This window comes from Paraburkholderia sp. CI2 (assembly GCF_014201055.1).
GTDB classification, from domain to species: Bacteria; Pseudomonadota; Gammaproteobacteria; order Burkholderiales; family Burkholderiaceae; genus Paraburkholderia; species Paraburkholderia tuberum.
Genome location: NZ_JACHDL010000006.1, coordinates 279417 through 301695 on the forward strand (window position 1 = coordinate 279417; position 22279 = coordinate 301695).

16 protein-coding genes, 1 rRNA gene and 1 pseudogene are annotated in these 22279 nt (G+C 63.9%); 3 read left to right on the forward strand and 15 right to left on the reverse strand.

Translation table 11 applies throughout. The features are described from left to right. The 12 genes from murC to coq7 form a co-directional block, all read right to left on the reverse strand. Window positions 1–1404: a UDP-N-acetylmuramate--L-alanine ligase gene (gene murC / locus HDG32_RS11870; protein WP_184066906.1), complete on the reverse strand. Its 1404-nt coding sequence runs from the start codon at window positions 1402–1404 to the stop codon at window positions 1–3. Further along, window positions 1401–2525, reverse strand: coding sequence for an undecaprenyldiphospho-muramoylpentapeptide beta-N-acetylglucosaminyltransferase (gene murG / locus HDG32_RS11875; RefSeq protein ID WP_184022864.1), 1125 nt, complete (start codon window positions 2523–2525; stop codon window positions 1401–1403). Before murG ends, murC begins: the two co-directional genes overlap by 4 nt. Next, complete coding sequence (gene ftsW, locus HDG32_RS11880; protein ID WP_184066909.1) at window positions 2522–3787, reverse strand: putative lipid II flippase FtsW; 1266 nt, start codon at window positions 3785–3787, stop codon at window positions 2522–2524. Before ftsW ends, murG begins: the two co-directional genes overlap by 4 nt. Beyond that, window positions 3784–5322 (reverse strand): UDP-N-acetylmuramoyl-L-alanine--D-glutamate ligase, encoded by a 1539-nt coding sequence (gene murD, locus HDG32_RS11885; protein ID WP_184066912.1) that lies wholly within the window; start codon window positions 5320–5322, stop codon window positions 3784–3786. Before murD ends, ftsW begins: the two co-directional genes overlap by 4 nt. Window positions 5323–5347: 25 nt before the next feature. Further along, on the reverse strand, window positions 5348–6517 hold the full coding sequence (mraY, locus tag HDG32_RS11890; RefSeq protein ID WP_184066915.1) for a phospho-N-acetylmuramoyl-pentapeptide-transferase: 1170 nt from the start codon (window positions 6515–6517) through the stop codon (window positions 5348–5350). Window positions 6518–6534: 17 nt separating this feature from the next. Continuing rightward, window positions 6535–7947, reverse strand: a complete 1413-nt coding sequence (gene murF / locus HDG32_RS11895) for a UDP-N-acetylmuramoyl-tripeptide--D-alanyl-D-alanine ligase (protein WP_184066918.1) — start codon at window positions 7945–7947, stop codon at window positions 6535–6537. Continuing rightward, complete coding sequence (locus HDG32_RS11900; RefSeq protein ID WP_184066921.1) at window positions 7944–9506, reverse strand: UDP-N-acetylmuramoyl-L-alanyl-D-glutamate--2,6-diaminopimelate ligase; 1563 nt, start codon at window positions 9504–9506, stop codon at window positions 7944–7946. Before HDG32_RS11900 ends, murF begins: the two co-directional genes overlap by 4 nt. Then, a complete protein-coding gene (locus tag HDG32_RS11905; RefSeq protein ID WP_184066924.1) occupies window positions 9503–11368 on the reverse strand; it encodes a penicillin-binding protein 2 in 1866 nt (621 codons plus the stop codon). Before HDG32_RS11905 ends, HDG32_RS11900 begins: the two co-directional genes overlap by 4 nt. Next, window positions 11365–11715 (reverse strand): cell division protein FtsL, encoded by a 351-nt coding sequence (gene ftsL / locus HDG32_RS11910; protein ID WP_090801975.1) that lies wholly within the window; start codon window positions 11713–11715, stop codon window positions 11365–11367. The genes HDG32_RS11905 and ftsL overlap by 4 nt, the downstream gene beginning before the upstream one ends. Then, window positions 11712–12665, reverse strand: coding sequence for a 16S rRNA (cytosine(1402)-N(4))-methyltransferase RsmH (gene rsmH, locus HDG32_RS11915; protein ID WP_184066927.1), 954 nt, complete (start codon window positions 12663–12665; stop codon window positions 11712–11714). The genes ftsL and rsmH overlap by 4 nt, the downstream gene beginning before the upstream one ends. A 15-nt stretch (window positions 12666–12680) precedes the next feature. Beyond that, entirely contained in the window at window positions 12681–13109 is a 429-nt protein-coding gene (gene mraZ / locus HDG32_RS11920) for a division/cell wall cluster transcriptional repressor MraZ (RefSeq protein WP_013090620.1), read from the reverse strand. Window positions 13110–13565: 456 nt separating this feature from the next. Then, window positions 13566–14204 (reverse strand): 2-polyprenyl-3-methyl-6-methoxy-1,4-benzoquinone monooxygenase, encoded by a 639-nt coding sequence (coq7, locus tag HDG32_RS11925; RefSeq protein WP_184066930.1) that lies wholly within the window; start codon window positions 14202–14204, stop codon window positions 13566–13568. Between the two features lie 304 nt (window positions 14205–14508). Between coq7 and HDG32_RS11930 the strand changes: the two genes are divergently transcribed. Continuing rightward, on the forward strand, window positions 14509–15678 hold the full coding sequence (locus HDG32_RS11930; protein WP_184066933.1) for a porin: 1170 nt from the start codon (window positions 14509–14511) through the stop codon (window positions 15676–15678). Between the two features lie 126 nt (window positions 15679–15804). Here HDG32_RS11930 and HDG32_RS11935 read toward each other — a convergent pair whose 3' ends face one another. Together HDG32_RS11935 and HDG32_RS11940 are read right to left on the reverse strand one after the other, a co-directional pair. Beyond that, entirely contained in the window at window positions 15805–17478 is a 1674-nt protein-coding gene (locus tag HDG32_RS11935; protein WP_184066936.1) for a long-chain fatty acid--CoA ligase, read from the reverse strand. Between the two features lie 147 nt (window positions 17479–17625). After that, window positions 17626–19704 carry a molybdopterin-dependent oxidoreductase gene (locus HDG32_RS11940; RefSeq protein ID WP_184066938.1) on the reverse strand — a complete coding sequence of 693 codons (2079 nt, stop codon included), beginning with the start codon at window positions 19702–19704 and terminating at the stop codon, window positions 17626–17628. Window positions 19705–19891: 187 nt separating this feature from the next. Between HDG32_RS11940 and HDG32_RS11945 the strand changes: the two genes are divergently transcribed. Next, window positions 19892–21088, forward strand: coding sequence for a M20 aminoacylase family protein (locus tag HDG32_RS11945; RefSeq protein ID WP_184066941.1), 1197 nt, complete (start codon window positions 19892–19894; stop codon window positions 21086–21088). Window positions 21089–21190: 102 nt separating this feature from the next. Continuing rightward, window positions 21191–21749 (forward strand): annotated as a pseudogene (locus tag HDG32_RS11950) (transposase); the annotation flags it as partial. Window positions 21750–21869: 120 nt separating this feature from the next. Here HDG32_RS11950 and rrf read toward each other — a convergent pair. Then, window positions 21870–21983: ribosomal RNA gene (rrf, locus tag HDG32_RS11955) — 5S ribosomal RNA — on the reverse strand. Window positions 21984–22279: the final 296 nt, after the last annotated feature.

Consider the following 22279-nt stretch of genomic DNA (forward strand, 5'->3'; position numbering starts at 1 on the left):
TCACACCTTCTGTTCCTGAGCGAGTCGAACCGGCACACCGCCGATCGAACCCGCGCCCATCGTAATCACCACGTCGCCGTCGCGCACCACCGTGGACAGCGCGTCCGGCACTTCATCCACCGTATCGACAAACACCGGCTCGACCTTGCCCGCGACGCGCAGCGCGCGCGCCAATGCGCGGCCGTCGGCGGCGACGATCGGCGCTTCGCCGGCCGCATAGACTTCGGTCAGCACGAGCGCGTCGACGGTCGACAGCACTTTCACGAAATCCTCGAAGCAATCACGCGTGCGCGTGAAGCGGTGCGGCTGGAACGCCAGCACCAGACGCCGGCCCGGAAATGCGCCGCGCGCCGCCGCCAACGTGGCGGCCATTTCGACCGGGTGGTGACCGTAGTCGTCCACCAGCGTGTAGGAGCCCGCGGCCTGGCCGTCGCTGAGAACCGGCACTTCGCCATAGCGTTGGAAGCGTCGGCCGACGCCGTTGAAATCCGCGAGCGCTCGCTGGATATCGGCATCTTTCACTTCAAGTTCAGTCGCAATTGCAATTGCGGCCAACGCGTTCTGCACGTTGTGCTCGCCCGGCAGGTTCAACGTGACGTCGAGCGGCGCCGCGTCTTCGCGCATCACGGTGAAATGCATGCGGCCTTCGCGAGCTTCGACGTTGACCGCGCGCACCTGCGCATCGGCCGCGAAACCGTAGCGGATGATCGGCTTCGACACGAACGGCAGGATCTCCTTCACGTTCGGATCGTCGACGCACAGCACCGCGATGCCGTAGAACGGCAAACGGTGCGTGAATTCGATGAAGGCCTGCTTCAGACGCGCGAAGTCGTGACCATAGGTGTCCATATGATCGGCATCGATGTTCGTGATGACCTCGATCACCGGGAACAGGTTCAGGAACGACGCGTCCGATTCGTCCGCCTCGGCGACGATGAAGTCGCCGGTGCCGAGGCGCGCATTCGCGCCCGCGCTGATCAGCCGGCCGCCGATCACGAAGGTCGGATCGAGCCCGCCCGCGGCGAGCACGCTCGCGACCAGCGACGTGGTCGTGGTCTTGCCGTGCGTGCCGGCAATCGCGATGCCCTGCTTCAGACGCATCAACTCCGCGAGCATCACCGCGCGCGGCACGATCGGAATGCGGCGATGACGCGCGGCCAGCACTTCCGGGTTGTCGCTGCGCACCGCGGTCGACACCACCACCGCGTTCGCGCCTTCGATGTTCTCCGCCGCGTGCCCGATCGAAATGCGCGCGCCGAGCCCGGCGAGGCGCTCGGTGACCGCGTTGCCCGACAGGTCCGAGCCGCTCACCTGATAGCCGAGATTGACGAGCACTTCGGCGATGCCGCTCATGCCCACGCCGCCGATGCCGACGAAATGAATGTGTTTGACGATGTGTTTCATTGCTTTCCTTCTGGGCTCACGCCCGCCATCGAACCCGCAGCCGCCACCGTCGCGCAGATCTGCGCGACCTGTTCGGTGGCATCCGGTTTCGCGAGCGAGCGCGAACGCTCCGCCATTTCCGCGAGACTTTCCCGCGTCTGGCTGCGCAACCAGTCGGCGAGCTTTTCCGCCGACAGATCGCGTTGTTGCACGACCAGCGCCGCGCCGTTGTCGGCGAGGAACGCTGCATTAGTGGTCTGGTGATCGTCGACCGCGTACGGGAACGGCACGAACAGCGCCGCGACGCCGACCGCCGAGATCTCCGACACGGTCATCGCGCCCGAGCGGCAGATCACCAGATCGGCTGCTTCGTAGGCGCTCGTCATGTCGTCGATGAACGGCACGAGCGAGACATCCGCACCAGCCTGCAAACCAGCCGCCGCGTAGTTCTCGCGCAGAGCGTCGATATGCTTCGCGCCCGCCTGATGCACGATGCGCGGTCTCTCGTTGGAGCCAAGCAGCGCGAGCGCGCGCGGCACGACTTCGTTCAACGCCGCGGCGCCGAGACTGCCGCCCACGACGAGCATGTTCAGCGGACCATTACGCTGCGCGTAGCGTGCTTTGGGTGGATTCGCCCGCGCAAGTTCCTCGCGAATCGGATTACCGGTCCATTCGCTGTGCGGCAGCGCATTCGGAAATGCGACCAGCACGCGCTTCGCGAGCTTCGCGAGCACCTTGTTCGCGAGACCCGCGATCGAATTCTGTTCGTGCAGCACGAGCGGCCGCCCGCTCAGCGCGGTCATCAGACCGGCCGGAAACGTGATGTAGCCGCCCATGCCGAGCACCACGTCGGGCTTCACGCGACGCAGCACGCTCAAACTCTGCGTGCACGCGCGCAGCAGATTCACCGGCAGCATCAGCTTGGTCTTCAGACCTTTGCCGCGCACGCCGCCGAAGCGCAGGTATTCCATTGGAATGCCGTGCTTCGGTACCAGCGTCGCTTCCATGCCCGCGGGGTTGCCGAGCCACACGACTTTCCAGCCCCACGCCTGCATCAGATGGGCGACCGCGAGCCCCGGGAACACATGTCCCCCGGTGCCGCCGGCCATCACCATCAGCGTGCGTTGTGGCAGAGCCGTCATACCTTGCCCCCGCGCATCAACACCCGGTTCTCATAGTCGACCCGCATCAGCACCGCGATCGCCACGCAGTTCAACAAAATGCCCGAGCCGCCGTAACTGACGAGCGGCAACGTCAGGCCCTTGGTCGGCAGTAGGCCGAGGTTCACGCCCATGTTGATGAAGGTCTGCGCGCCGAACCATATGCCGACGCCCTTCGCGACCAGACCCGCGAACGTGCGATCGAGCGCGAGCGCCTGGCGGCCGATCTCGAACGAACGGCGCACGATCCAGTAGAACATCAGGATCACGACGAGCACGCCGACGAAACCCAGCTCCTCGCCGATCACCGCGAGAATGAAGTCGGTATGCGCTTCCGGCAGATAGTTGAGCTTCTCGACGCTGCCGCCGAGCCCGACGCCGAACCACTCGCCGCGCCCGAACGCGATCAGCGAGTGCGTCAGCTGATACGCCTTGCCCTGCGCGTAGCGATCGTCCCACGGATCGAGGTAGGCGAAGATCCGCTCACGACGCCACGGCGACGCCCACACCAGCAACGTGAACGTGCCCACCGCGGTCGCGACGAGGCCGCCGAACAGCTTGCCGTTCACACCGCCGAGGAACAGCACGCCCATCGCGATCGCCGCGATCACCATGAACGCGCCCATGTCCGGCTCGAGCAGCAGCAGCATGCCGACGAGACCGACCGCGACGGCCATCGGCAGAAAGCCCTTGGCGAAGCTGTGCATGTATTCCTGCTTGCGCACCGTGTAGTTCGCCGCGTAGATCGTCACCGCGAGCTTCATGATTTCCGACGGCTGCATGTTCGTGATGCCGAGCGGAATCCAGCGGCGCGCGCCGTTCACGCCCTTGCCGACGTGCGGGATCAGCACGATCACGAGCGCGACGAGCGAGATCAGGAAGAGCTTCGGTGCGTACTTGTCCCACGTCGAAATCGGAATGCGGAACGACGCGACGCCGACCGCCGCGCCCATCAGCACAAAGATGATCTGGCGCACGAGGAACGCCCAATCGCGATACGACGCGTACTTCGGCGAATCGGGCATCGCGATCGACGCCGAGTACACCATCACGACGCCGAGCCCGAGCAGCGCGACGACGACCCACAGCAGCGAGTGGTCGTAGTCGAGCATGCGCGAGCGCAGCGGCCGCACGCCGTTGACCGCGCTCGCGAGACCGCTGCCGCCCGTGCGGGTGGACGTGCGCGCCGCGGCGCCGTTGCCGCCGGAGGGTTCGCGCGAGCCGAAACGTTCCGACCAGCTCATATCATCGTCCCCCGTTCGGCCGCGATATCTTCGACCGTGCTGCGGAATACCGCCGCGCGGTGTGCGTAACCCTTGAACATGTCGAAGCTCGCGCACGCGGGCGACAGCAGCACCGCGTCGCCGGGCTGCGCGAGCGCGGTGGCCGCGCGCGTCGCGTCTTCAAGAGTCGCGTGATCGGTCATCGCGACGCCGCAATGTTCGAGCGCCGCGCGAATCTGCGGCGCATCGCGGCCGATCAGCATCACCGCGCGGCACCAGCGCATCACCGGTGCGGCGAGCGGCTCGAACTCCTGACCCTTGCCGTCGCCGCCGGCGATCAGCACGGCGCGCTGCGCGAGACCGTCGAGCGCGGCGACCGTCGCGCCGACGTTGGTGCCCTTGCTGTCGTCCACATAGTCGATGCCGTCGATCGACGCGATCAGTTCCACGCGATGCGGCTCGCCGCGATATTCGCGCAGGCCGTGCAAAAGCGGCGCGCCGGGCAGGGCGATCGCGCGTGCGAGCGCGTACGCGGCCAACGCGTTAGCGGCGTTGTGCAGGCCACGGATGCGCAGTGCATCGGCGGGCATCAGACGCTTCAACGCGATGTCGGGCGTTGCGGCTGCTTCGTTCTTGCGACGGCGCTTCGGCGTCGGCGCCCCGAAGGAAGTCCCCTTGGGGGACTCGTCGCTCGCGTCGCGATCTTGCGCTTCGACGAGCCACACCATGCCGTTGTCGCGCAGGAGGCCATAGTCACCGTCGTTCTTCGGCTCGGTCACGCCGAACGTGACGACCTCCGCGTCGCCGCTGGCAGGCGCGAGCGCGATTACGCGTGCGTCGTCGCGGTTCAGCACGCGCACCGTCCGTGTACCGAAGATGCGGCCCTTCGCGGCTGCGTACGCATCGAGTCCGCCGTGCCAGTCCAGATGATCCTGCGTGATGTTGAGCACGGCGGCCGCGTCCGGCGTAAACGTATGCGAGGTCTCCAGCTGGAAGCTCGACAGTTCGAGCACCCACACGTCGGGCAGCGCGGTCTGGTCGATCGCTTCGGAGAGCTTGTCGAGCAGCGACGGGCTGATGTTGCCCGCCACCGCGACCTTCTTGCCCGCGCGTTCGCACAGCAGGCCGGCGAGACTCGTCGTCGTGGTCTTGCCGTTCGTGCCGGTGATCGCGATCACCTTCGGCGCGTAGCCGGACTCGCCGAGCGTGCGCAGCGCCTGCGAGAACAGTTCGAGTTCGCCCCACACCGGGATGCCCTGCTCGCGCGCCGCCGTGATCAGCGGCAGCAGATCGGCGGCCAGCGGCGACAATCCCGGGCTGATCGCGACCAGCTCGACGCCTTCGAGCAGCACCGGCGAAAACGGACCGCCGACGAAATCGGCATCGACGCCATGCGCTTCGAGCGCGGACAGATTCGGCGGCACTTCGCGCGTATCGGCCACGCGCAGCCGACAGCCGTGCCTGGCGCACCAGCGCGCCATCGCAAGACCGGATTCACCCAGTCCCAGCACGAGCACCATCGGCTTTTGCCGATCCCGAAACTTCTCGCCGAACATCGCCTGCTTCCTTAAATACTGCTGCTTAACGCAATTTGAGCGTGGACAAACCGAACAGGCACAACATCAACGTGATGATCCAGAAACGCACGACCACCTGCGTTTCCTTCCAGCCCGACAATTCGAAATGGTGATGCAGCGGTGCCATCTTGAAGAACCGCCGCCCTTCGCCGTAACGGCGCTTCGTGTATTTGAACCACGTGACCTGCAGCATCACCGACAGCGTTTCCGCGACGAAAATGCCGCCCATGATGAACAGCACGATTTCCTGACGCACGATCACCGCGACCGTGCCGAGCGCACCGCCGAGCGCGAGCGCGCCGACGTCGCCCATGAACATCTGCGCCGGGTGCGTGTTGAACCAAAGAAACGCAAGACCCGCGCCGCCCATCGCCGAACAGAAGATCAGCAATTCGCCCGCGCCGGGGATGTGTGGGAACAGCAGGTATTTCGAGTAGACCGAGCTGCCCATCACGTACGCGAACACGCCGAGCGACGCGCCGACCAGCACGACCGGCATGATCACGAGGCCGTCGAGGCCGTCGGTCAGATTCACCGCGTTGCTCGCGCCGACGATCACCAGATACGTGAGCACGATGAAGCCCCACACGCCGAGCGGATAGGTCATCGACTTGAAGAACGGCAGCAGCAGGTCGGCGCGCGCGGGCAAGCCCATCGACAGGCCGCTGCGCACCCACGCCATGAACAGGTCGAACACGCGCACGTTGCTCGCCTCGGACACGCTGAACGCGAGATAAACCGCCGCGAACAGGCCGATCACCGATTGCCAGAAATACTTCTCGCGCGATGACATGCCGCGCGGGTCCTTGTAGACGACCTTGCGGTAATCGTCGACCCAGCCGATCACGCCGAAGCCGAACGTGACGAGCATCACGATCCAGATGAAGCGGTTGGTCAGATCGGCCCACAGCAGCGTGGCCACGGCAATGCCGAGCAGGATCAGCACGCCGCCCATCGTCGGCGTGCCCGATTTGACGAGGTGAGTTTGCGGACCGTCCTTGCGAACGGCCTGGCCGACCTTCATCGCGGTCAGCTTGCGAATGACCGCCGGGCCGCAGACGAGCCCGATCAACAACGCGGTGATGGTCGCCATCACCGCGCGAAACGTCAGATAACTGAACACGCGCAAGAAGCTTGCGTCATTCTGCAGCCATTGCGCCAGCGCCAGTAGCATGCCTGGATCCTTCTATTTCAATGTGCAGCGGGCGTCATGCCCGCGGCGTTGGGTTGTGGACTCGTAACGGCGTCCACCACGCGCTCCATCTGCATGAAGCGCGAGCCTTTCACGAGAAGCGTTGCGGCAGCGCCGAAGCCGGCCTGCTGCAGTTGCGCGACCAGTGCGCCGACATCGGCGACGTGGTGCGCGCCCGCGCCGTATGCGGTGCAGGCGTCGCGCGAGGCGTCGCCCATCGCATACAGCGCGTCGATACCGCGCTCTTTCGCATACGCGCCGATTTCGCGGTGAAACGCCGGGCCGTTGTCGCCGACTTCGCCCATGTCGCCCATCACGAGCACACGCGGCGATTCACGTGACGCGAGCACGTCGATCGCGGCGCGCATCGAATCGGGATTCGCGTTGTAGGTGTCGTCGATCACGGTTGCGCCCGCGAGCGTGCCGAGCACGGCCTGCTTGACCTGCAGACGGCCCTTCACCGCGCCGAACGATTCGAGGCCGCGCTGGATCGCGTCGAGCGACACACCCGCTGCCAACGCCGCCGAGGCCGCCGCGAGCGCGTTGTGCGCGTTGTGATTGCCGAGCACCTGCAGCGTGACGTCGAGATGGCCTTGCGGCGTGTCGATAGACAGACGCTTGCCGTCGAACCTGCCCTTCACCGCGGCTTCGGTCGTGCGCTCCGCGCTGTTCAACGCGAAATCGATGATGCGACTGCCGGTCGCGGCGACGCGCCAGATGCTCGCGTATGCGTCGTCGGCGGGGAATACCGCCGTGCCTTCCGGCGACAGCGCGTGAATCACGCTCGCGTGTTCGAGCGCGACCGCCTCGACGCTCGCCATGAATTCCTGGTGCTCGCGCTGCGCGTTGTTGACGACGGCAACCGTCGGCTCGGCAAGCTTCGCGAGCTGTTCAGTTTCGCCCGGATGGTTCATGCCGAGTTCGACCACGGCGAGCCGATGCGCGGCATGCAGACGGAAAAGCGTGAGCGGCAGGCCGATGTCGTTGTTGAAATTGCCCGCGGTCGCAAGACGCGCATCCGCGCCGACCGCGGCCGCGAAGATCGAGGCGATCATTTCCTTGACCGTGGTCTTGCCGTTGCTGCCCGTGACCGCGACGAGCGGCAGCTCGAACTGACGACGCCAGCCGCGCGCGAGCGCGCCGAGCGCTTCGCGCGTATCGGCGACGCGGATCGCGGGCACGCTCCAGCTATCCGGCGTGCGCGCGACGAGCACCGCCGCGACGTTGCGCTCGGCCACTTGCGGCAGGAAGTCGTGCGCGTCGAAACGGTCGCCCTTGATCGCGATGAACAGATCGCCGGGGCCAGCGCTGCGGCTGTCGGTCGACACGCGCTCGAAGCGCACGCTGTCGTCGCCGGTGACGCTCGCGCCGGGGATCTGCGCGGCGGCTGCACGTAGTGAGAACATGTTCATTCGCCACCTCCGCGTGTTTGTGTGGCGCGCGCGGCGAGCGCGAGGCGGGCGTGGTCCTGATCGGAGAAAGCGCGTTTCTTGCCCATGATTTCCTGTGTGGCTTCGTGCCCCTTGCCGGCCAGCACGATCACGTCTTCGCGCGCGGCGCCGCGGATCGCCTGCAGGATCGCGCTCGCGCGGTCCTCGATGCGGCGCGCCTTCGACGTATCCTGCATGCCCGCGGAAATTTGCTCGATGATCGCGAGCGGATCTTCGCTGCGCGGGTTGTCGCTCGTCACGACGACGTTGTCCGCCAGCCGCTCGGCGATCGCGCCCATCAGCGGACGCTTGGTCGCATCGCGGTCGCCGCCGCAGCCGAACATGCAGACGAGTTCGCCGCCGCGCGCGGTCGCGATCGGCCGCAGTGCTTCGAGCGTTTTTTCGAGCGCATCGGGTGTGTGCGCGTAGTCGATCACGACGAGCGGCTCGTCGTTCTGCAGACGGCCGCCCAGACGCTGCATGCGGCCGTTCACCGGTTCGAGCTTCGCGAGTTCGGCGAGCGCAGCGTCGAACGGCACGTCGGCGGCGAGCAGCACGCCGAGCACCGCGAGCAGATTGCCGACGTTGAAGAGGCCGAGCGTTTGCACTTCGACTTCGGCGTTGCCCCAGTCCGAGGTGCTCAGATGAAACGCGGTGCCGGTCGCGGTGGCACGCACGTTCGATGCAGTGAGCCACGCGTCGGCTTGCGGTGTGCCGTCAGCGTCGGCGTCGCCATGCTCGCCCTCGATGCCATACGCGATCGTGCGCGCGTGACTACGCGTGCTCCTGAGCAAACGCCGGCCGGCGGCATCGTCGCGATTGATCACGGCCGCGCGCAGCTCGGGCCAGGCGAACAGACGCGCCTTGGCGGCTTCATAGGCCTCGAACGTGCCGTGATAGTCGAGATGGTCCTGCGTCAGGTTCGTGAACACCGCGATGTCGAAAGCGGTGCCGTTCACGCGCCCCTGGTGCAGCGCATGCGACGACACTTCCATCGCCACCGCCTGCGCGCCCGCGTCGCGCAATTGCGCGAGGCTGCGTTGCAATTGCGGTGCGTCGGGCGTCGTGAAGCCGGTGTGCACGAGCTGGCCGACGAGCCCAGTGCCAAGCGTGCCGACGATCGCACAGCGCGTGCCGCGCGCGGACAGCGCCGCGGCGACCCACTGGCTGCACGAGGTCTTGCCGTTCGTGCCGGTGATGCCGACCGCGAGCATCGCGTCGCTCGGATCGCGATACCACGCGCTCGCGATCGTGCCGGCGAGTTCGTTCAACGCCGGCACCGCATGTGCGGCGGCCGCGTCGAGCGTGCCGCTGAAACCTTCGGGTTGCACGAGCACGGCGGCCGCACCGCGCTTGATGGCCGCGTCGATGAATGCGCGGTTGTCCGCGCCATCGACCGCGTACGCGAAGAACGCGTCGCCGGCCGCGAGCGAGCGCGTGTCGGCGTGCAGATGCGCGCCTGGCTGCACGTGCGCGTGCAGCCAGGCGAGGGCGTCGGCGATCTGCCGGTGCGCTGGATGTTGCTCGCGCAGCGCGCTCATCGCTCGACTCCTGGATGATTTTTCGGGTTGGCGGAAATGGTCATCTTCTTCACGCCGGGGCTCGTCGACAGCTTCTTCACCACGGGCGGCGTGGCCGGCGCGCCGGGCGCGGGCGGCGCCGAATCGTCGGACACGACCATCTGCTTGACGGGCATGTCGGGCGGCACGTTCAGCGCGCGCAGCGTATCCCCGGCGATGCCCGAAAACACCGGGCCCGACACCTGGCCGCCGAAGTGGCTACCGGCCGTCGGCTCGTCGACCGACACCGCAACGACGATGCGCGGATTCGGCATCGGCGCCATGCCGACGAACGAGGCGCGATATTTGGAGTGGTCGTAGCCGTGCGGACCGTGCTTGTACGCGGTACCGCTCTTGCCGCCGACGCGATAGCCGGGCACCGCCGCATCCGGCGACGTGCCTTGCGGCGACACCACGGTTTCGAGCATCGCGCGCACTTCACGCGCGGTGGTCGGCGAGAAGATCTGCGGACCGGTGGCCGGCGGGTCGCCCGGCGTGTGGAAAATCGTCACCGGCATGATTTCGCCGTCGTGCGCGATCGCGGTGTACGCGCGGCCGAGCTGGAACAGCGACACCGACAGGCCATAGCCGTACGACATCGTCGCCTGCTCGATACGGCGCCAGCTCTTCCACGGACGCAGACGGCCCGCCGCCGCGCCCGGAAAGCCGACCTTCGGTGCCTGGCCGAGACCGATGCTGGTGTACATGTTCCACATCTCTTCGGGCCGCAACTGCATCGCGATTTTGGTCGCGCCGATGTTGCTCGACTTCTGGATCACGCCGCCGACCGTCAGCACGCCGAAGCCGCTGTCGTCGGTAATCGGCGCGCCGTCGAGTACGAAGTGGCCGTTGCCCGTATCTACCAGTGTAGTCGGCGTCACCCGGTGCAGATCGAGCGCGAGCGACACCGTGAACGGCTTCATGATCGAACCCGGCTCGAACGTGTCGGTCAGGATGCGGTTGCGCAGCTGGTCGCCGGTCAGGTGCGAGCGGTCGTTCGGGTTGTAGGTCGGGTAATTGACGAGCGCGAGCACTTCGCCGGTGCGCACGTCGATCACCATCGCCGCGCCGGCCTTCGCCTTGAATTTCTCGACGGCCGCTTTCAGGTTCGTATAGGCGATGTACTGGATCTTGCTGTCGATCGACAGATCGACGTCCTTGCCGTTGTGCGGCACGACCTGTTCGTCGACGTCCTCGATGATGTGGCCCATCCGGTCCTTGATCACGCGACGGCTGCCCGACATGCCCGCGAGGAGCTTCTGGTCGCCGAGCTCGACGCCTTCCTGGCCCTCGTCCTCGACGTTCGTGAAGCCGATCAGGTGAGCGGTGATCTCGCCTTCCGGATAGAAGCGCTTGTACTCGTCGCGCGAGTAAATGCCGGGGATCTCGAGCGCCGCGACTTTTTCTGCGACGTCGACCGGCACCTGGCGCTTCACGTAGACGAAGGTCTTGTCTTCCGACAGCTTCGAGCGCAATTCCTTAGTGGTCATGCCGAGCAGTTTGCCGAGCGCGTCGAGCTTGTCGGCGCCGAGGTCGTCGGGCACCGATTCGGGAATCGCCCAGATTGCACGCACCGGCAGACTCGTGGCGAGCACGAGGCCGTTGCGGTCGAGAATCTTGCCACGCGTGGCCGGCATGTCGATGCGGCGCTGATAGCGGATCTCGCCCTGCTTCAGATAGAACGCGTTGCCCGGGCCCTGAATCCAGAACGCGCGCGCGGCAAGCGCGACGAACGCCATGAACAGCAGAAACACGACGAGCTTCGAGCGCCACATCGGCAGGCGCACCGACAGAATCGGATTGGCCGAAAACGCAACGCTCTTGTGGGCCGACGATTTTTTCATCGCGTGGCTCCGCGACGGGTCGCGACCGGTGCCGAGGCCGGCGCGGAAGTCGGAATGGGTGCGTCGATCGCCGTCGCGGCGCCCGGGGCGAGCGTCAGGTACTGGGTGCGGCCCGTGGTGACCGACTGCATCTTCAGCGAGGCGGTGGCGAGCTGCTCGATGCGCGACGTTTTGGACAGCGCGCTCTGCTGATATTGAAGCTGCGAATAGTCCTGCTGCAGCTGACGCTCCTGCGACTGCGCGCGCTGCAGCTGGATAAAGATCTGACGCTGCTGATTGGTCGCGTTGACGACCGACAAGGCACAGCCCATCACGATGATCAGCAGGAAAATATTGAGGCGGTTCATGGCGCGATCCGCTCCGCCACGCGCATCACGGCAGAACGGGCGCGCGGGTTGCCGGCGACTTCAGCGTCGCTCGCGAATACGCGGCCGATGATCTTGAGCGGAGGGCTCGGCAGGTCGACCGCGCGGATCGGCAGACGGCGATCCACCGCCGGCGTGCTCGCGTGCGCCTGCATGAATCGCTTGACGATCCGGTCCTCGAGCGAATGAAAGCTGATGACCACCAGCCGCCCCCCTTGCTCCAACAACGACAACGCTGCTGCTAGAACGACTTGCAGCTCCGCAAGCTCTTGATTGACGTGAATCCGTATAGCCTGAAAGGTGCGGGTTGCCGGGTCCTTGCCCTTCTCACGGGTTTTGACGACGTTAGCCACGATTTGGGCAAGCTCGCCCGTGCTGACGAGAGGCCCAAGACGGTCGGACTCTGCCCGGCGAGCAACAAGCGCCTTTGCAATCTGAAAAGCAAACCGTTCTTCCCCATAATCTCGTATCACCTCCGTCAATTCCTGCACCGTGGCCCGCGCGAGCCAGTCAGCGGCGGACTCGCCGCGCGTCGGGTCCATCCGCATGTCGAGCGGGCCGTCGGCGCGGAAGCTGAAGCCCCGCTCCGGATCGTCGACTTGCGGCGACGACACGCCCAGATCCAGCAACACCCCCGACACACGCCCTACCCCGCGCTCCGCCATCGCGGCGCGCAGTGAAGCAAAACTCTCGTGGACGATGGCAAAGCGCGGATCGGCGATCTTCTGCGCCGTCGCGATCGCGAGCGGATCTTTATCGAACGCGATCAGCCGCCCTGCTTCACCGAGCCGTTCCAGCACGAGGCGGCTATGGCCGCCACGGCCGAACGTGCCGTCCACATACGTGCCGTCGGCGCGCGTGACCAGCGCATCGACCGCTTCGTTCAGCAGCACCGTGCGATGCTGCAATTCGTTTCCCATCGCAGGTGCCATATAAATAAGCCGCGATCAGAACGTGAAATCTTTCAACGCGTCGGGCATGCCCTCGGCGATCGCCGCCTGTTCCTTCGCGGCGTAGATCTGTGCATCCCACAGCTCGAAATGGCGGCCCATGCCGAGCAAGGTCACTTCTTTCTCCAGCGAGCCAGCCGCTCGCAACTCCGGCGACACGAGCACACGGCCTGCGCCGTCCATATCCACATCCATTGCATTGCCGAGAAAAATGCGTTTCCACCAGGCGGCGTTCATGGGCAGCTTGTCGACCTTGTCACGGAAGATTTCCCATTCGGGGCGCGGAAAGAGCAACAGGCAGCCGTCCGGGTGCTTGGTGATCGTCACCCGGCCCTCTGCCTGTGTTTGCAGCGCATCCCGATAACGAGAGGGAATCGACATCCGCCCTTTCGCATCGAGCGTCAGCGCCGACGCCCCTTGGAACACTTCGCTCTCCCCTATTGCGGCGCTGTTTGCGCCGCCCGCCCGGTCCGTGAAAATCTACCCGAAAGTGGTGCCGAGAACACACAAAAATACACTTTCTCACACTGTCTCCCACTTTAGAGGAACGCTAAACACGGGTCAAGGGAGCGGCGCGCTTTTCGAGCGGATTTTGTTTGCTAGAACAAGGACTTAGCGCGACTCTTTCACGTCCAGCATAAAACAGAAAACCGTTATAAATGAAAGGGCTAGTGCAACTTGTGAAGGTGATACGTGAAAAGTGCGAGGAAACAGCGCGAATTGAAAGAGATCGTCAAGGGATTCTGAAAGGGAAGAGGCGGCGTCGCCCGGGCCGACGACGAACGAGGCGCGCGGCGCCGTCTCGCTTGCGGAAATGCGGTCAGCGATGGCTGAGGCGATACGTGCGGTGCTCCGGTTAGCGAAGCGAAGCGAGTGAAACGCTCATATGTAATAGGCGGTGCGCGTCATCACCTTCGACATCGCGCGCATCAACGCGCGTGCAGGAAACGGCAACTCGATGCCGCCCGCGTCCATCGCGGCCTTGCCGTGCTGCGCTTCATCGACGCGCATCTGCTCGACGATCGCGCGCGATTCATGGTCCGCGGCGGGGAGCTGATCGAGATGACTGTCGAGATGCTGCTCGACCTGGCGCTCCGTTTCGGCCATGAAGCCAAGACTCACGCGATCGCCGAGACGCCCCGCGGCGAGACCGATCGCGAGCGCGCCGGTGTACCACAGCGGATTGAGCAGACTCGGACGCGAGTCGAGCGCCTGGAGGCGTTTGGCGGTCCACGCCAGATGATCCTCTTCTTCCGACGCGGCGTGATCGAACATGGCGCGCAATGAAGGTGAGTCGGTGGCGAGTTTCTGCGCCTGGTAAAGCGCCTGCGCGCACACTTCGCCGACGTGGTTCACACGCATCAAACCCGCCGCATGCGCGCGCTCCGCGGGCGAGAGTTCGGGAGCTTCGGCCGTCGCCGCGGAAGCCTGCGGAAGCGGCAGCGGACGGCTCATCCGCGAGACCCCCGTCAGTGAGCGTAAACCCCGATCAAACTCGCCAATCAACTCGTCCAGCAACATAAAGCGCTCCCTGATTCGATAACCGCCGCATCGTTCCGGAAGGTCCGTGCGACAAGGCTTCGCGACGCGAAACCCGTGGCCCGACAGGCACCAATCCGCATGAAATGGGCGGTTAATTTGCGATTCTAGACCATGTTGCGTAAACGAAACAGCAGCCTTCCGGAGCGACTCCTTTTTCTTTGTTCCATGTATGCCTTTTGTTACATTACGTGGCAACTTCTCGCGAAGTTAGACAGCAAGGCCCTCTGCACTAACTAAATATTTCGCCTTGTACAAAAGATTCGTATTCCTTGGAGATCATTCGATGAAAAAGTCGCTTCTCGCTCTTGCAGCACTGGGCGCATTCGCAGGCGTCGCTCATGCGCAGAGCAGCGTGACCCTGTACGGCATCGTTGACGTTGGTATCAACATGAACACCAACTCGGGCGGTAAGCATCTGTACAACATGTCCAGCGGCGTCCTGCAAGGCTCGCGTTTCGGCCTGCGTGGCACTGAAGATCTGGGCGGCGGTCTGAAGGCCCTGTTCGTGTTGGAAAACGGCTTTGACGTGACCAACGGCAAGCTCGGTCAAGGCGGCCTGATGTTCGGTCGTCAGGCATATGTCGGTCTGTCGAGCCAGTTCGGCACGGTCACGCTGGGTCGTCAGTACGACTCCGTCGTCGACTACGTGGGTCCGTTCGAATCGGGTGATCAGTGGGGCGGCTACATCGCCGCTCACCCGGGCGATATCGACAACTTCAACAACGCGTATCGCACCAACAACACGGTCAAGTACACGAGCACCAACTACAACGGCCTGACGTTTGGCGGCACGTATAGCTTCGGCGGCCAGGCAGGTAACTTCACCGGCAACCAGATCTGGTCGTTGGGTGCTGGCTATAACAATGGTCCGCTGCAATTGGGCGTTGGTTACCTGAACGCGCGTACGCCGTCGGCGACGGGCGGTCTGTTCAACAACGGCGGCACGACGACGGCTGCCGGCGCAGCTGTGACGACCCCGATCTACGCTGGCTTCGCATCGGCTAACACGTACCAGGTCATCGGCGCAGGCGGTGCGTACACGTTCGGCGCGGCAACCATCGGCCTGACGTATTCGAACATCCAGTTCGCTAACCTCGGCAAGACGTTCGCGTCGCCGTTCACTGGCCAGAAGGCAACGTTCAACAACGGCGAAATCAACTTCAAGTATCAGTTGACCCCGGCACTGCTGGTCGGCGCAGCGTATGACTACACGCGCGGCCAGCAGATCGAAGGCAACTCGCGTGCTCAGTACCATCAGGGCGCGCTGGGCGTGGACTACTTCCTGTCCAAGCGTACCGACGTGTACCTGGTCGGCGTGTACCAGCACGCTTTGGGCGACACGGTCAACGCAACGGGTCAGGTGGTCGCAGCAACGGCAGGCATCAACGGCCTGACCGGTTCGTCGAGCAGCAACCAGTTCACGGCTCGTATCGGTATCCGTCACAAGTTCTAATAAGTCGTAAAAAAAACGCAGTTTGTCTCAAAGGCGCCTTCGGGCGCCTTTTTTTATGCGCGGATTTTGTACGGGCAACAAAAAGCCCGGGCACTTTCGTGCGCCGGGCTTTTGTTCTTCGCTCGCTTAAGCCCTGCCGTCGCGCAACTCGCGGCGCAGGATCTTGCCGACATTGCTCTTCGGCAACTCGGTGCGGAATTCGACGACCTTCGGCCGCTTGTAGCCGGTCAGTTGCGTTTTGCAGTATGCGAAGATCTGTTCGTCGGTCAGCGACGGATCCTTTTTCACGACGAACAGCTTCACTGCCTCGCCGGAATGCTGATCCGGTACACCCACCGCCGCGACTTCGAACACACCCGGCAGCTTTGCGACGACGTCCTCGACTTCATTCGGATACACGTTGAAGCCGGACACCAGAATCATGTCCTTCTTGCGATCGACGATCTTCACAAAGCCGTCCGCGCCCATGATGCCGACGTCGCCTGATTTAAAGAAGCCGTCCGCCGTCATCACCTTGGCGGTTTCGTCGGGCCTGTTCCAGTAGCCCGCCATCACCTGCGGGCCGCGGATGCAGATCTCGCCGGACTGGCCGGGCGGCACTTCGTTGCCTTCGTCGTCGCGGATGGAGACTTCGGTCGACGGCAGTGGCAGACCGATCGTGCCGTTGTATCCGGTGGCGGTGACGGGATTGCAGGTCACGCACGGCGACGTTTCCGACAGCCCGTAGCCCTCGACGATCGGCGTGCGCGTCAGCTCGAACCAGCGCTTCGCGACCGCCTCCTGCACCGCCATGCCGCCGCCGTTCGCGGTCAGCAGCTTCGAGAAGTCGAGCTTGTGGAAGTCGGGGCTGTTCAACATCGCGTTGTAGAGCGTGTTGACCGCGGGAATCGTCGTGATCGCATACCCCTCGAGCGACTTGATCATGCCGGGGATATCGCGCGGATTCGGAATCAGCACGCCGAGACCGCCGGTGCGGATCGTCAGCAGCCCGCACACGGTCAGCGCGAACACGTGATACAGCGGCAACGCGACGACCGTAACGAACTGATCGATATCCGTGCGGTTCGCGCGCACCGGATTGAGCCAGACCTCCGACTGCAGCACGTTCGCGATCAGGTTCCGGTGCAGCAGCGTCGCGCCCTTGGCCACGCCGGTGGTGCCGCCCGTGTATTGCAGGAACGCGATATCGTCGGGCTCCTGCTGGACCGGCTTGAACGTCAGACGTGCGCCCTCCGAGACCGTGTCGTTGAACTTGACGTGCCCAGCGAGGCTCCACGCCGGCACCATCTTCTTGACCTTGCGCACGACGAAGTTCACGAGCGGGCCTTTGATGCCCATCAGGTCGCCCATCGCCGCGACGACCACATGCTTGACCGGCGTATTGCGCACGATGGCCTGCAAGGTCCCCGCGAAATTCTCGAGCAGAATGATCGCCTCAGTGCCGCTGTCCTTCAGTTGGTGCTCGAGTTCGCGCGGCGTGTACAGCGGATTCACATTCACGACCACATAGCCCGCGCGCAGAATCGCGGCGAGCGCGACTGGATACTGCAGCACGTTCGGCATCATGATCGCGACACGCGAGCCGCGCGTGAGCCCTTTCGACTGCAGCCACGCTGCAAGATTGCGCGAAAGCTCGTCGAGTTCACCGTAGCTGATCTGCTTGCCCATGCACACGAACGCCGGCTTTGCGCGGTGTTCGCGAAAGGCTTCCTCGAGCAACTCGGCCACCGACGAATAGCGTGTCGGGTCGATCTCTGCTGGAACGCCGGGCGGATAAGATTTCAGCCAGATTTTCTCCATGCAGCGTCTCCTGAATTATTTTCGAATGGTCGTGCTAAAAACGCATCGTAGCATGGGCATATTGCGGCCAATGGGCAAAGCGATGAGGTTAGACGGCAGCCTCGAACTTGCGAGGCTGGGCGCCAGCTTCAATGTGCGGCGCGGCTTTCAGGCCCGCTCGACTTCGACGAGACAGTCGTAAAACGTCGCCGAACCGCCGAGATCGGTGAGTGCCTGGCTCGTCAACTGGTTCGCGTTGCGGCCGTCCGGCGCGAGTTTCTTCCACCAGATCGACAACCCGACGACCAGGCCTTCGCGCGCCCGGTCGGTCACGCGGGCACGCGCTCGCATCGAGCCGCGGTCGTTGAAGATGCGCACCTGATCGCCGTCGCCGATGCCGCGCGCGTGCGCGTCGGCAGGGTGGATGTCCAGATGCGGCTCGCCTTCCGTCGCGCGCAGACTCTCGATGTTCACGAAGGTGCTGTTCAGGAAGTTGCGCGCGGGCGGTGAAATCATCGCGAGCGGATAGCGGGCCGCCAGTTCGGGCGCGCCGTCGGCCGATTCGTAGGGTGGCAGGTAGTCCGGCAGCGGGTCGAGGCCCTGTTGCGCAAGGCGCTCGCTGTAGAACTCGCACTTGCCGGATGGCGTGCGAAAACCACCGTCGGCAAATGGCGCGTCAGGCAGATTGAGACGGGCCCAGCCGGCTTGCTTCAGCATCGGCCAGTCGACACCGTTCAGCGTCTTGTCGTCCCAGCGAAATGCGGCTTGCGCGACGGCTTCGTCGCTGTCGAAGAGCGCCGGTTCCGTCATGCCCATGCGGCGCGCGAGGCTGCGGAAGATCTCGGTATTCGGCCGTGCGTCGCCGAACGGCGCGATGGCGGGCAGGTTGACCATCACGTGCGTGTGACCGTACGACTTGTGCACGTCGAGATGCTCGAGCTGCGTCGTGGCAGGCAACAGCAGGTCGGCGTAATCCGCGGTGTCGGTCTGGAAATGCTCGAGCACGATCGTGAACAGATCCTCGCGCGCAAAACCCGCCGCGACGCGTTCGGAGTCCGGTGCGACCGCGACCGGATTCGAGTTGTAGACCACGATCGCCTCGACCTTGGGGCCGAACGTCGCGTCGCCCGGATGCAGCAACGCGTCGCCGATCGCATTCATATTGATCACGCGGCTCGGCTTCGACGGCCAACCGGGCATCAGGTCGGGACGCTGCAACGCGTGCGAGTCGACCGGTGCCCAACCGCTCGACGACAGCAGCGCCCCGCCCGCGCGCTCACGCCATGCGCCGGTCAGCGACGGTAGACACGCGATCGCGCGCACCGCATTGCCGCCGCCACGCACCCGCTGCAGACCGTAGTTCAAGCGGATCGCGGCTTTCCGCGTGCTGGCGTAAAGTCGCGCAAGATCGGCGATTTCCTCTTCTTCGACGCTACAAATTTCACTAACCCGAGACAATGGATAGCTGAGCGCACGCACCTTCAAGTCGGCGAAGCCCAGAGTGTGCGCCGCGATGTACTCGTAGTCGAGCAGATTCTCGGTAATCAGGACGTTCATGATGCCGAGCGCGAGAGCGCCGTCTGTGCCTGGCTTCAGCGCGATGTGTTGATGGCATTTCTCCGCGGTCAGCGAGCGATACGGATCGATTGCGATCAGCCGGGCGCCGCGACGCTTGGCTTCCTGCGCGCGCGTCCAGAAATGCAGATTCGATGCGATCGGATTCGCTCCCCAGATCAGGATTACCTCGCTCTCGGCGAAAAACTCGGTGTGCATACCGATGCCGGCGCCGTACGTGTATTTGAGGCCGGCAGCGCCGGCCGCCGCGCAAATCGCGCGATCCAGCTGCGATGCGCCGAGCTTGTGGAAAAAGCGTTGCGCGATGCTATCGCCCTGCACCAAGCCCATCGTGCCCGCGTAGCTGTAGGGCAGAATCGCTTCCGGCGCGCGACGGACAATCTCGCCGAGGCGGCTTGCGGCAAGGTCGAACGCTTCGTCCCAGTTGATTGGCTCGAAACGGCCCTCGCCCTTGCGGCCGACACGCTTCATGGGCGTCGTCAATCGGTTCGGATGGTATACACGCTCCGCGTAACGACTGACCTTTGTGCACAGCACGCCCTGAGTCGGCGGATGGTCGGGATCGCCGGCGACCTTGATCGCCCGTCCATTGTCGATGGTCACGCGCATCGCGCAGGTGTCTGGGCAATCGTGCGGGCACACGGCGCGCGCGAATTCGATCGGGGCGTTCATCGGCAATGTGTCCTGGCGAGCAGTAAGCGGTCGCGCAAAGTGGAATTTTATTACGTCTATCGGCCGCCGACCTCGGTGGCGCCACCGAAAATGCCTTCGGCGTAGAATGAACTATCCGCAGTGCCCGGGCCGACGTGGTCCGCGGCGATCTCATGCTCGTCAAGCACAAACGCATAATCACTCCATCATGAAACTCATCCCCGAAATTCAGGCCGCTCGCGGCGAAATCCAGACCCTTCGACGAACCATCCATGCCCACCCGGAGCTGCGCTACGAAGAGACGGCGACTGCTGATCTCGTCGCGCATTCGCTCGAGTCCTGGGGCATCGAGACCCACCGTGGTTTCGGCAAGACGGGCGTGGTCGGCGTATTGAAGCGAGGTAACGGCTCGCGCGCGATTGGCCTGCGAGCCGACATGGACGCGCTGCCGATCCAGGAGCTCAACAGCTTCGATCATCGGTCGACGAACGACGGCAAGATGCACGCGTGCGGGCACGACGGACATACGGCGATGCTGCTCGGTGCCGCGCACTACCTGGCCAAACATGGTGCTTTCGACGGCACGATCGTGTTCATTTTCCAGCCGGCTGAAGAAGGCGGCGCCGGCGCGAAGGCTATGATGAACGACGGCTTGTTCAACAAGTTCCCCGTGGACGCCGTGTTTGGCATTCACAACTGGCCGGGCATGCCGGCGGGCCACTTCGGCGTGACCGAAGGCCCGATCATGGCGTCGAGCAATGAATTTCGCATCGAAATCAAGGGCGTCGGCTCGCATGCAGCACTACCGCACAATGGCCGTGATCCGGTCTTTGCGGCGGTGCAAATTGCCAACGGGCTGCAAAGCATCATCACGCGAAACAAAAAGCCGCTGGATACTGCGGTATTGTCGATAACGCAGATACATGCGGGCGATGCGGTCAATGTGGTACCGGACGACGCATGGATCGCGGGGACCGTTCGGACCTTCACTACAGAAACGCTCGACCTGATCGAGTCACGCATGCGCAAGATCGCGCACAGTACAGCCGAAGCATACGATTGCTCCGTTCAGATCCAATTCCACCGGAACTATCCCCCGACGATCAACAGCAGCGAGGAAGCGCGTTTTGCGGCGTCGGTCATGAAAGAGATCGTTGGCGCGGAAAATGTCGATGACGCGGTTGAACCGACCATGGGTGCCGAAGATTTTTCGTTCATGCTGCTGGCGAAACCGGGTTGCTATGCGTTTTTGGGCAACGGCGATGGCGGCCACCGCGAGGCGGGCCACGGCGCGGGCCCTTGTATGCTGCACAACGCGAGTTATGACTTTAACGACGAGTTGTTGCCGGTGGGATCGACGTATTGGGTCCGACTGGCGCAGAAGTTTCTGGCGCAAGGGAAGTAGAGAGTTGATGGAGCGGCCCCCTGAATCGCCGGACACAGTTCCCCACTTAAAATAGCGGGTAGGCATACGACTGTGGTTTTGACTAACAACAAACAAGAAGTGATGGAAGTGTTGATGGGACCGGAACGCCGGCGGCGGTGGTGAGAGAGAGTTTCGAGCCGGGCAAGTCGGTCTCGATGGTTGCACGCCAGCACGGCGTGAATCCGAACCAGCCGTTTCACTGGCGCAAGCTGTATCAGGATGGCAGCCTGTCGGCTGTCAGTGCCGGCGAGGAAGTCGTACCAGCGTCGGAGCTGAGCGATGCGCTGAAGCAAATCAGGGAACTCCAGCGACTGCTCGGCAAACTCCAGCGACTGCTCGGCAAAAAGACAATGGAGAACGAGATTCTCCGTGAGGCGGTGGAGGTGGCGAAGTCGCGAAAATGGATTGCGCGCTCACCCTCATTGCCGGGGGACGAGCAGTGAAGCAGGTCTGCGACGTTCTCGGCGTAGCGCGCTCAAACGTGGCGGCAAGGCTTGCACGTCCAGCCGACTGGCAGGATGGACGCAGCGCCAGGAAGACGGACGATGCCGGGCTGGTCGAAGAAATACGGCTGACCGTCACTGACCTGCCGAGCTATGGTTATCGCCGGGTCTGGGGTATATTGCGTCGGCAGCGGGAGAACGAGTTGAAAAGCGTTGAGGCGGGCGGAGGTGTCGCTTGCTTCAATGCTGTTTGTTAATTTTGGCCGCGTAAACGCAGAAACCCCACCGCGGCGGGTGGGGTTTCTGACTGGGGGGGAGCCTGACGATTACCTACTTTCACACGGGCAATCCGCACTATCATCGGCGTGGAGTCGTTTCACGGTCCTGTTCGGGATGGGAAGGGGTGGGACCGACTCGCTATGGTCATCAGGCATGACGGGTTGCTGCGTCGCAGGGTTGGAGTCAACCGCTTGCGCCGCAGCCAATCGGGAAGAAGCGTAAAGGATTCGGGTGGGGGGGTTGTGTTGTTTCTGGCACAACACTGAATCCCAACCGTGCGTTTCTGCTGGCTCCCGCGGGAGTTCACACCAATCCCCTTCGGGGATCGGACCGGCGTAAGTGCTCAAGCACTCACGCGGGTCGAGACACACCTGTTATAGGATCAAGCCTTACGGGCAATTAGTATCAGTTAGCTCAGTACATTACTGTACGTGCACACCTGACCTAT